A 10615-nucleotide genomic window follows, 5' to 3' on the forward strand; every position below is an offset into this window, starting at 1 on the left:
CCGCGAAATCTGGGCCTCCCCCTCAAGCGAGGAGCTTCGGCACGCGCCCGGACCGCTCGGGGCGCTCAGGCCGCCGGTGGAGTCACCGGGCTCCGACGGGTCACTTGGTCCGCTCGGCGGGCTTGGGGATGAGGGGGGCGTAGCCGGACTGGGTGGAGTTGCCGGGCTGGCCGCCGACGCGGCGCTGGCGGCAGAGCCGGACGCGGCGTGGGCCCGGCTCAGACCGACCAGACCGGGCGTCGTGTAGACACCGGCGACCCCCAGCCCAAGCCGGGCGAGAGCCGCCCGGCGGGATATGCGTTTGCCGCCGGTCACTGCGTGATCCCCTCCCGGGGCGCCGGGCAGATGAGCCGGGCCCGCGCCAGATCGCACATCAGCCGGGTACAATCCGTGGCGATCCGGTCGGCGGCAATATCGGGAAAGGCCGAGGTGAGGATTTCCGTGACCTCGGCCAGGTCGGTCGGTTCCTCCAGCAGCGTCCAGATCGCCGCCGACACCGGGTTCAGGCGGAAAATGCCGCGCCCCGATCCGTCGGCCAGGAAACAATCCTCTCCGGCCACGGTTCCGGTCACGCCCGGCGCCTGTTGATAGCGGTGGTCCGGGGTGAACGTCGCAGCGGGTTCAAAGGGCCGCTCCAGCGGCGCCTGTCGGTCATCGCGCACAAGTTCGGCAGGCGAGGTCGCCGGAAGTGCCTTCAGGTCGGGATGTGTCGACAGATAGGCAGCCGCTTCTTCCGCGCAATGGTAGCGCAGGCGATGGATCGGCAGGTGCCGCGTCACGACGTCGATGGACCGCAGGATCGCACCTGCATGGCGCGTGCGGGCGAAGTTCTGCGTGATAAGGCTTGCAAGAGCATCTTCGCGCGCCATTGCGCTCAATTGCGGCCGGGTTGGCGCGTCCTGACGATCCAGCACCACCATGGCCCCAAGGGGCAACATCTCACCCCAATGGGCAACCGGCAGCTCCGCCAGGTATTTGTACTGGCGGTTCGAGGGGCCGCTGTCACGGTCCACGGCATTTCGAAACGCCTGGCTGATCCCGGCGTATGGCGGCAGGCGAAGTCGCGGCAACACGCCGTTCGCCACCCCGGCGCAGGTTCCGGTCTCTGCGTCGAGACGCACAGGTAGAAAATCGTCGGTGTAGAGCGGCAGGCCGCGCCGTGCCAGGGCAATGGCCAATGTGCTCTTTCCCGCGCGCCTGGCATTGGGAAAGACGACAAGGCGCCCCCCGAAATCAACGGCAGCGGCATGGAGACACAGCAGCGCGGGATCGGAACGCAACCGCTCCCAGGCCATTTCCGCCACGAGATCACACACGGTATTGAGACCGTCCCAGGCTCGCGGTGCCTCCGGGGCATCCGCAGTGATCACCTGCCAACGGTCTTCGCCCTGCGGCCGGATCGTTGCAAAGGGCGGTGCGCCGGTCGGAGTTTCCGCGATCCGGTGCGGCCAGACGGCCAGGATGGTGGAAATCAGCGGCTCGATCGGCGCGGCTTTCTCAAGCGCGACGGGATGCTCCAATCCTTCGATCTGCAAATACCGCGTTTCTGTCACGATCCATTCCCGAGTTGATGCATGCATGCTAGCGAAATTCCCCCGGGCATCAACGCAATCCGGCCCGCCCGTTGCTTGCAGGGCAGGCCGCCAGTTCGGGGGAACGCCCCTGCCGGGTTACATGTCGCAGACCGAAACGCCGTCGTCGCGCAGCCGTACCGTGCCCCCGGCGCCTTCACATTGAGACCCGGTCATGGTTTCCGGTGTGCTCGGGCTGCTGGTGGCGCTGGGGGTCGAGGTCGCGCTGGGGGTCGAGGTCGCGCTGGCCGCCGACGGAGTGCTGGCTTCCGAGGGTTCGGAGGCGGCGGAAGCCTCGGAGGCAGCGGAGGCTGCGCTGGACGACGAGGTGGAGGCATGTGCCGCCGAAAGCGTGGTCATTGCGGGTGCGGTATAGGCCACCAGGGCGAAGCCGCCGATCCCGGTCAACGCCCGGCGTCGGGAAATTGCTTTGTCTTGTTTCTTGGTCATTTGCTCTGTCCTTCATCAATTGTGCGGGCGTGCAGTGAATCACGCCCCATGCTCTGGTAGCCGATGACTTCCTTCAATTGGCTGAACCGGATTGTCAGCGTTTTGTCAGGGAGGGGCGCCGGCGGGTATTGGCGCCCCGGTGACGCCCCAGCCAAATCGGGCCGATCCGGACGGGCTTGACCTTTGCACCCGGCCGACACCGTGCAGCCAGGGTCGGCTTTCCGTGTTCCTCACAATTCAGAACAGCCCGGGACTGCCCGACCCGACCTTGATCCGCGTGGGATTTACGCTGATGGTCCCCTGCTTGTTCGACACTGCGCCCTTCTTCAGCTCGCCCCGTATCGCCAGCAAACCAAGACGGTGGTCGGCACAGGTGCGCACAACTTCTGCCCGCTTGCGGGAGAACTCCATCAGGTGTTTGGCCCAAGCCTCCTGGCTCAGCGCGATGCGCCTGGAGAACGTGCCGGAGCCATAACCGGTCTCATAGACCCTCTTGCCCATCAACACCGCCTGATAGGTCGGATGATTGAACAGGTTATCCGTCTCCAGATCCAACGGTGTCGGTGGCTGGTGTTTCCACAGTTCAAGGTTTTCGGCCAGCCGGTCGGGCACTTCCAGCTCGGTCCGGGCGTCGATCCAGTACTGGCTGTCGGTCCGGTTGCCCAAGGCGTAGTGCAGGCAGATGAAATCCAGCACTTCGCTATAGAGCGCATTCATGGTCTTGTTGTAGCGGTTCCGGTGCGCATCGTCGAAATCACTGTCCGGGAAATAGGAAATCAGCCGCTGGATCCCCAGGTCGATCATGTGGATCGCCGTAGATTCCAACGGCTCGATGAACCCGCTGGACAGGCCGATGGCAATGCAGTTCTTGACCCAGGCATTGCGCGTGCGGCCCACCCGCATCGGAATCACCCGCGGTTCGGCCCCCTTGGGCGCATCGGAGCCCAGATGCGCCATGAATTCGTCACGCGCCTCGTCATCCGTGCGGTGCGCGCTGGAATAGACATACCCGGTCCCAATCCGGTGGAAAAGCGGCACCCGCCAGCTCCACCCGGCACCCAATGCGGTGGAGGTGGTGCACGAGGCGATTGCTTTCGGATCGGGATGCGGGATCTGCAACGCCATTGCGCGGTCGTTGCCCAGGTATTTCGAATAGTCGATAAAGGGCTCCTTGAGCGCCTTGTTGATAATCAGCCCCCTGAACCCGGTACAATCGATCACAAGCTCGACCGGATGGCGCCCGCGTTCCTTGAGCTGCACCGCGGCAACATAGCCCCGGTCGTCCAGTTCGACCCCCTCAACATCGTCCAGGATATGCTCGACCCCGCGTTCGGCGCCAAGCTCGGACAGCATCTTGGCAAACTCGCCGGCATCCAGGTGATAGGCGTAGCCCGCGAGGGCGTGAACCGTGCCGGTCTCCAGCGAGAAGGGCCCCTTGTTGGCCTCGACGAGATCCAGGTTGGGGGTAAAGGTCTGGCAGAAATCGCGCCCGCCCGATCCGAAGGCGTGATGAAAGTGACAGGCCTCAGCCCCACCAATCTGCACCGGGCGGCCGAACGGGTTCAGATAGTCGATCAGCTTGCCGTCCGGCCCGACATTCCATTGCCGAAACATCACCCCCAGCTTGAACGAGGCGTTGCAGCGGCGAAAGAACTCCTGCAACGGCACTTTCAGCATCTTCAGGGTTGCCGGCATCTGCGGCACCGTGGCCTCGCCAACCCCGACGGTTGGAATGTTCGGGCTTTCGATCAACTGGATCTTCAGGCTGTCCTCGGACAGGGTACGCAGCATGATTGCCGCCAGCCACCCTGCCGTGCCCCCTCCAACAATCGTAACCGTCTTGATCGGCTCTCCCACGCTTTCCCCTCCTCAATCAAACCTGTTCGAATGCTTGCTGAGAACGAAGGCTAACCAGAACCGCATGCTGGCGAAAGCCCCGCAGGAGTTTTTGGCGCCAGGCGAGGTTAAGAGAATCGGACCGACACGCCCTGCCGCTGACCCACGATGTCCCGGCCCCGTCAGGGCCGGGCATTTGGAGGTGCGGGGTGGCGCGCGCGATTCGGGATGGCGAGCCCATTTAGCGGATCAATCCCCTTCGGCGACACCTGCCTGCCGGGCCTTGGCGCGGCGCGCGCGGTAGCTGGGAACGATCACCAGCAGAACGGCTATCACCAGCAGACCAAGGGTCATCGGCCGATCAAGGATAAACCCAATTCCGTCATAGAGCTGCATGGACCGCGAGAAGTTGTCCTCCAGCATCCCTCCCAGAATGAAACCGATCAGCAGGGGCGCCAGCGGGTAATCGGCGAATTTCAGGATCGTGGCGCAGATTCCCATGCCGACGAGGATCAGCAGCTCTGTCGCATTGTTCTGGCCGATGTAGCTGCCCATCAGCGTGAAGAACAGGATGAAAGGGATCAGGTAGTTGCGCGGGATGGACAGCACCTTGGCGATATAGGGGATCAGCGGCAGGTTCAGCACCAGCAGGACCAGATTGCCGATGTACATCGAGATGATGACCGCCCAGAAGATCTGTGGCTCATCAATCATCAGGCGCGGGCCCGGCGTCACGTTCAGCGCGATCAGCGCCCCCAACAGGATCGCAGTTGTCCCCGAGCCGGGAATGCCCAGCGTCAACAGGGGGACGAAAGAACCGGTGCAGGCGGCATTGTTCGCGGTCTCGGGCGCGGCGAGGCCCTTGATCGAGCCATCGCCGAATTCCTCCTGTTCTTCCTTGCTCGCGATGTTGCGCTCGACCGCATACCCCAGGAACGACGCGATGGTCGCTCCGGCACCCGGCAACACGCCGATGAAGAAGCCCTGGATCGACTGCCGTCCGATCACCGGGGCGATCTTGCGCCCCTCCTCACGGGTGATGCGCAGATTCTCGATCTTGCCACCGCTGCCCTGGATCGAACGGCCCGGGTTCAGAACCAGGAACAGCGCCTCGGGCAGGGCGAACATCGCCATGGCCAGGGTGATGAAGCTGAAGCCCGACTGCAGGTCCATCAGCCCCATGGTGAACCGAGGCATGTTGAACAGCACACCTTCGCCCACGGTCGCCATGACCAGCCCGAGCAGGGTCATCAGCACCGCCTTTGCCACGTTTCCGGTTCCGGCGAAAGCCGCGATGGCCGACAGGCCCACGACCATCAGCGCAAAGTATTCGGCCGAGTGGAACAGCAGGGCAACGGTTGACAGCATCGGGGCAAAGACCATCAGCAGCAGCGCGCCGATGCTTCCGCCCGCGAAGGAGGAGATGGCCGCAATGGTCAGCGCCTTGCCGGCCTGTCCCTTTCGGGCCATCGGATATCCGTCGAAGCTGGAGGCCACGGTCCCTGCCACGCCGGGGGCGTTGAGCAGGATCGACGAGGTGGAGCCGCCAAAGATGGCCCCGTAGTACACACCGGCCAACAGGATCAGGGCGGCGGAAGGGTCGCCGATGGTGATGGCAACCGGGATCATGATCGCGATGATCGACATCGGCCCGAGACCCGGCAGCATGCCGATGAACGTGCCGATCAGACAACCGGCGACCACCATAAACAGGTTCTGAATTGAGAAGGCGGCAGCGAGGCCAAGCAGAAGTCCTTCAAGCATGTCTCATCTCCTCAGATAAAGAATGGCCAGGGGCGCAGGAAAATGCCCAGAACCTCGTCGACAAGGTACCAGACTGCGAAACTGGCGATGCCGGCGACGGGCAAAAGGATGTGAAACTTGCGCTCGCCAAGGGCGAAGGCGCCGACGGACAGGAAACCGAATGTCGCCAGCAGGAACCCCGCCGGGCGCAGCAGCAGCGCATAGGCCACCATCAGCCCCAGCAGCAGCACGGCCTGGATCAGGTTGTAATCCCCAAGACGCCGGTAATCGATGTCAGGTGCTTTTCCGTCGTTGGCGGGCTTCTCCAGCCCCAGCAGGATGAACAGCGAGGTCAGAACCGTGAGGACCGCAAGAACCTTCGGGAAGGTGCTCGGCCAGATCGGATTGCGCTGCATGAAGGGCGGCAACTGCCCGTCCATGGTGAAAAACGCGGCATAGCCATAGGCCAATGCGATGCAGAGAATGACGAATGCAACCCAGCGGTCCAGTGCCATCGGAGCCCTCCATTTTTTCTGTTGGCGTCAGGGGCGTTGCCCCTCTTGAGCCTGCGGCTCAATTCACCCCAAGGTATTTCGGGCAAGAGGAAAGAGATTGTTAACCAATCCCGGCCTAAGGTGGGATCACGGTACAGGCTGAGGAGCCGATGACCGTGCAAGGGGAAGGTATTTCCTTCCATCCGGGGAGGGTACGCGCGTGCTCTCCCCTTCCTCTTGCCTCAAATACCTCGGGGAGCGCGAGGGGCAGCGCCCCTCGCACCCGAAGGTTTCAGAGGAAGCCGAGCTTTCTCATCAGGTCGCCGATGACCTGTTCCTGGCCTTCCAGGAAGGCACGGAAATCATCGCCCGAGTTGTGAATGTTCACCCAACCGTTGCGGGCGCGCACGGCTTCCCATTCGGGTGTGGCGTACATCTTGGCGATGGCGTCCTGATAGGCGGCCAGCTTGTCAGCCGGCAGGCCCGGTGCGCCGAAGAACCCGCGCCAGTTGACGAAGGTCGTATCGATACCCTGTTCCTTCATCGTGGGCGCGTCGCCATAGGCGTCCACACGTTCGTCCGAAGTCACGCCGAGGATCTTGACCTCACCGGCCTCGGCCAGGGCCACCGCTTCGGAGAAACCGGTCGACAGCGCCTTGATCTCTCCTGACAACAGCGCGGCCATGGCTTTCCCGCCGGCGTCATAGGGGATGTATTTCACGGCCAGCGCATCCTTGCCTGCGGCCTCCATCACCATGGCAGCCACCAGGTGATCCATGCCACCGGGAACCGAGCCGCCACCGATCGCCGTGGACGAGGCGTCCGCATCAAATGCGGCCAGCAGGTCATCCATCGAGTTCAACGGGCTGTCCTCGGCCACGACCAGCGCGGCATAGTCTCCGATGGTGCCCGAGACCAGGGTCAGGTCGCGGAAGTTGTGCGGGAACACACCGGTCAGCGAGCGGATCACGATGGGGGTAGAGTTCACCATCAGCGTGCCGTACTGGCTTTCCGCATTCTCGATCAGGTAGCCGATGGCCTTGCCGCCACCACCACCGGACATGTTCTCGTAGGACGCGGTGCCGACCAGACCTGCGCCGGTCAGGGCCTCGCCTGTGCCGCGCGCGGTGCCATCCCAGCCACCGCCCGCCCCGCCGGGGATCAGGAAGTGGATGGCGTCGACAACAGGCTCGGCCGCGACTGGCCCGGAAACTGCAAATGCCGCCATGGCTGCGAGAAGGGCGCGACGGCCCAGTGATAGTGTCATGTCTTGGTCCTCCCATTTGACATTGGCGGCGCTTGCCGCTCATGTCGGAAGACACTGACGCCCCAAGCTGACACAAAGCTGACACCGTCAAAAAAAGACAAATGGAGAAACCAGACCCCCCATGCGGTTCCTGTTGATCGAAGACAATGCGCAACTTGCCGAGGCGGTGGTCGACAGGCTGATGCTTGACGGCCATGTGGTCGATCACGCGCCTGATCTTCAGACTGCTTGCAGCTTCACGGACACCACCAGCTACGATTTGATTTTATTGGATATTATGCTCCCGGATGGAGACGGTCGGTCATTTCTGGAAACGCACCGCAACCAAAAATCGAAAACGCCGGTCATCGTTCTGACCGCCCGGTCGGAGGTTTCGGATCGGGTAGGGATTCTCGATCTTGGTGCGGATGACTACATGGTCAAACCGATCGACTTTTCCGAGCTTGAAGCCCGATGCCGGGCGGTGCTGCGCCGCCGCGGGGGGGCGGCGCACAACCTGCTGACCCTTGGTGATCTGCGTTTCGATTCGCTTTCCGGTACGCTCAAGGTCGCGGATCGCGATATCCAGTTGCGCACCCGGGAACTGCGCCTTTTCGAGGTGCTGGCAAACGCTCCCGGGCAGGTCTTTTCGAAGTCCGCCCTCGTGGACCGGCTGTTTTCCTACGACGAAGATGTCACGGAGAACGCGATCGAGGTGTATGTTGCGCGGCTCAGGCGGCACCTGCAGGCGTCGACCGTGAAAATCACGACGATCAGAGGGCTTGGCTACAAGTTAGAAACGGAATGAGCACACCCACGGCCCATGGTTCGATCCGCCGCCGCCTATTGCTGTCATTGCTGGCCAGCGCGGCGGTTCTGGCAGTCGTGGTGTATTTCGTGGTGCAATCCGTGGCGCGCCAGACCGCACAGGAAAGCCAGGACAATGTCCTGGTGGCCTCGGCCCTGTCGATTCTGGACAGTGCGCGGTTTGTCAACGGACAGGTCAATGTCGATCTGCCCTATTCCGCCCTGTCGATGCTGGACAGTATCTCCGAGGAGCGGGTCTTCTACGCGATCCGCCTGGAAAACGAGTTTCTCAGCGGCTACCCCGACCTGCCCCGGACCAATCCGGCCCCTGGCGGGAGGCCGGTTTATCTGTCGGCACCCTTTCTGGGTGAAGAGGTGCGCATTGCGGCAGTCCGTCGACCTGTGTCCACGGATGGGGGGCAAAGCTACATTCAGGTCTCCGTTGCGCAAACCCTATCGGGGCAGAAACAGGCCCTGGCGCGCATATCACGCACTTCGCTGGGGATCGGGGGCGGTTTCTTTCTGCTGTCTGTCCTGATCGCGGCGATCATTGCCCGCAGTACGATCCACCCGCTGGATCGACTGACCGCATCGGTTTCGCGCCGGGGTCCCAAGGACCTGCGCCCGGTCGCGGCGCCCGTCCCGTCCGAGATGGTCCCGCTGGTTGCCTCCCTGAACTCCTTCATGCGGCGGCTGCACCGTTCCCTGTTGCGCTCCGAGGACTTCATCGCCGAAGCGGCGCATCGGGTGCGCACGCCACTGGCCATCGTCCGCACCAAGGCCGAAATCGTTCAACGCAAGACCGACGACCCCGACACCCGTGCCGCCCTGAAGGAAATGATCCACGCCATAGACGACAGTTCGCGCACCGCCGGGCAGTTGCTGGACCATGCCATGGTCACATTCCGGCTGGATCACCTGGCCAATGAAAGGATCAGCCTGCTCCGGCTGATACAGGATGCCGTGGAACGCCTGCGCCCGATGTCCGAATTGAAGGACATCGGCATGGAGGTCACGGGCACCGCGGACGCGACGATCCAGGGCGACCCGATCCTGTTGCAAAACGCGCTGCACAACCTGCTGGACAACGCGGTGAAATACGCCCCCCCCGGCTCTGATGTCGCTGTCGCCCTTGCGCTTGGCGACGATGTCGCCGTGGTGACGGTCGCTGACAACGGGCTGGGTTTCCCCGAGGCTGAACTTGGCCAGCTTGCGCAGCGGTTTTCCCGTGGCAGCAACGCGCAGAGCGTCGTCGGTTCCGGGCTTGGGTTGACCATCGTGAAAGAAGTGACCGAAGCCCACGGTGGCCACATGCGGATCAGCAACAACCCCGGAGGTGGCGCATGCGTCAGTTTGCACTTTCCCTTGTCCTGACATTCACGGCCGGATGGGCCAATGCCTTCGAGACGGAAAGCTTTGAACGGTTCGGCCCGGCCGGCAGCACAGAGGTGCTCAGGATCATCTCGACCGCCGATATCGCGTTTTTCGAACCGATGATCACATCCTTCCTTGCCACACGGCCGGGCATGGCGATCGACTATACCGTCGCGAGTTCCACGGAACTTCAGAAGGCCATCGTGGATGAGGGCGAGGTTTTCGACCTGGCCATTTCCAGCGCCATGGACCTGCAGACCAAGCTTGCCAATGATGGCTGGGCGCGCAAACACTGGTCCTCCGCCACCGAATCCCTGCCGGAGTGGGCCAGGTGGAACGACATGCTGTTCGCGTTCACGCAGGAACCCGCCACGATCGTGGTCTCCAAATCCGCGTTCGGGGACCTGCCCATCCCCCGCAACCGGCACGACCTGATCAACCTTCTGCGCGAACACCCCGACCTTTTCCGCAACCGGGTTGGCACCTATGACGTCCGTCAATCCGGGCTGGGCTACCTGTTTGCAACGCAGGACACGCGCGCATCCGAAACCTACTGGCGCCTGACCGAGGTGATGGGCGGGCTTGGTGTGCGATTGTACTGCTGTTCCTCGGATATGATCGAGGCGGTGAAAAGCGGCGAGTTGCTGATCGCCTACAATGTGCTGGGCAGCTATGCGATCAACCGTGAGGACCGCGAGGATTTCGCGATCATTCTGCCATCCGACTACACCACCGTCATGCTGCGCACGGCGTTGATACCCCATAACACCCGGTCGAAAGACCTCTCGGGCCAGTTCATTGACCATCTGCTTGAGCGATCTCACGGAGCGAACGCCCAACCTCTGACCAACGATGCGCTTGATCTGAGCCTGGTCGAGACGGCCCTGAACCGCATCCGGATAGGCCCCGGCCTTCTGGTGTTCCTGGACCAACTCAAGAAACGCGCCTTCCTGTCCGAATGGGAAGATGCCATTTTGCAAAAATAGGGGAACTGACGCGCGGACCGCTATTGCCGGAGCCGACAGCAAAGCAGGTGCCGACTTGCCTGTTCAGAGCACGATCAATGCTGGAATTGAGATTTGGTGGGCCTAACG

Annotated in this window: 9 protein-coding genes; 4 read left to right on the forward strand and 5 right to left on the reverse strand. The window is 62.8% G+C overall.

Translation table 11 applies throughout. The features are described 5' to 3' along the window. Positions 1-311: 311 nt before the first annotated feature. Positions 312-1553 (reverse strand): PqqD family protein, encoded by a 1242-nt coding sequence (locus tag Q1V43_RS10015; protein WP_300517225.1) that lies wholly within the window; start codon positions 1551-1553, stop codon positions 312-314. A gap of 193 nt (positions 1554-1746) precedes the next feature. Here Q1V43_RS10015 and Q1V43_RS10020 point away from each other — a divergent pair, with 193 nt between their 5' ends. After that, positions 1747-1947 (forward strand): hypothetical protein, encoded by a 201-nt coding sequence (locus Q1V43_RS10020; RefSeq protein ID WP_300517227.1) that lies wholly within the window; start codon positions 1747-1749, stop codon positions 1945-1947. Positions 1948-2258: 311 nt separating this feature from the next. Here the strand turns inward: Q1V43_RS10020 and Q1V43_RS10025 are convergent, their stop codons facing one another. The 4 genes from Q1V43_RS10025 to Q1V43_RS10040 all read right to left on the reverse strand — a co-directional run bounded on the left by Q1V43_RS10025 (position 2259) and on the right by Q1V43_RS10040 (position 7361). After that, a complete protein-coding gene (locus Q1V43_RS10025; RefSeq protein ID WP_300517230.1) occupies positions 2259-3878 on the reverse strand; it encodes a tryptophan halogenase family protein in 1620 nt (539 codons plus the stop codon). Between the two features lie 228 nt (positions 3879-4106). Next, on the reverse strand, positions 4107-5621 hold the full coding sequence (locus tag Q1V43_RS10030) for a tripartite tricarboxylate transporter permease (protein ID WP_300517233.1): 1515 nt from the start codon (positions 5619-5621) through the stop codon (positions 4107-4109). Positions 5622-5632: 11 nt separating this feature from the next. Then, positions 5633-6115 (reverse strand): tripartite tricarboxylate transporter TctB family protein, encoded by a 483-nt coding sequence (locus tag Q1V43_RS10035; RefSeq protein WP_300517236.1) that lies wholly within the window; start codon positions 6113-6115, stop codon positions 5633-5635. Positions 6116-6386: 271 nt separating this feature from the next. Continuing rightward, positions 6387-7361, reverse strand: a complete 975-nt coding sequence (locus Q1V43_RS10040) for a tripartite tricarboxylate transporter substrate-binding protein (RefSeq protein ID WP_300517239.1) — start codon at positions 7359-7361, stop codon at positions 6387-6389. Between the two features lie 121 nt (positions 7362-7482). On the opposite strand from Q1V43_RS10040, the gene Q1V43_RS10045 reads away from it, so the two are divergent. From Q1V43_RS10045 to Q1V43_RS10055, 3 genes are read left to right on the forward strand one after another with little or no spacing between them, the layout of a single operon-like run. Beyond that, on the forward strand, positions 7483-8148 hold the full coding sequence (locus Q1V43_RS10045; protein WP_300517241.1) for a response regulator transcription factor: 666 nt from the start codon (positions 7483-7485) through the stop codon (positions 8146-8148). Continuing rightward, complete coding sequence (locus Q1V43_RS10050; protein WP_300517243.1) at positions 8145-9521, forward strand: sensor histidine kinase; 1377 nt, start codon at positions 8145-8147, stop codon at positions 9519-9521. The genes Q1V43_RS10045 and Q1V43_RS10050 overlap by 4 nt, the downstream gene beginning before the upstream one ends. Beyond that, positions 9491-10507, forward strand: coding sequence for a substrate-binding domain-containing protein (locus Q1V43_RS10055; protein WP_300517246.1), 1017 nt, complete (start codon positions 9491-9493; stop codon positions 10505-10507). Before Q1V43_RS10050 ends, Q1V43_RS10055 begins: the two co-directional genes overlap by 31 nt. Positions 10508-10615: the final 108 nt, after the last annotated feature.

The organism is Aliiroseovarius sp., from assembly GCF_030148435.1.
Taxonomy (GTDB): domain Bacteria; phylum Pseudomonadota; class Alphaproteobacteria; order Rhodobacterales; family Rhodobacteraceae; genus JASBTN01.

Coding starts and splice junctions, on each gene's coding strand:
- Q1V43_RS10030 (WP_300517233.1), bottom strand. CDS start 5,621: ATGCTTGAAGGACTTCTGCTTGGCCTCGCTGCCGCCTTCTCAATTCAG.
- Q1V43_RS10055 (WP_300517246.1), top strand. CDS start 9,491: ATGCGTCAGTTTGCACTTTCCCTTGTCCTGACATTCACGGCCGGATGG.
- Q1V43_RS10045 (WP_300517241.1), top strand. CDS start 7,483: ATGCGGTTCCTGTTGATCGAAGACAATGCGCAACTTGCCGAGGCGGTG.
- Q1V43_RS10050 (WP_300517243.1), top strand. CDS start 8,145: ATGAGCACACCCACGGCCCATGGTTCGATCCGCCGCCGCCTATTGCTG.
- Q1V43_RS10035 (WP_300517236.1), bottom strand. CDS start 6,115: ATGGCACTGGACCGCTGGGTTGCATTCGTCATTCTCTGCATCGCATTG.
- Q1V43_RS10040 (WP_300517239.1), bottom strand. CDS start 7,361: ATGACACTATCACTGGGCCGTCGCGCCCTTCTCGCAGCCATGGCGGCA.
- Q1V43_RS10020 (WP_300517227.1), top strand. CDS start 1,747: ATGGTTTCCGGTGTGCTCGGGCTGCTGGTGGCGCTGGGGGTCGAGGTC.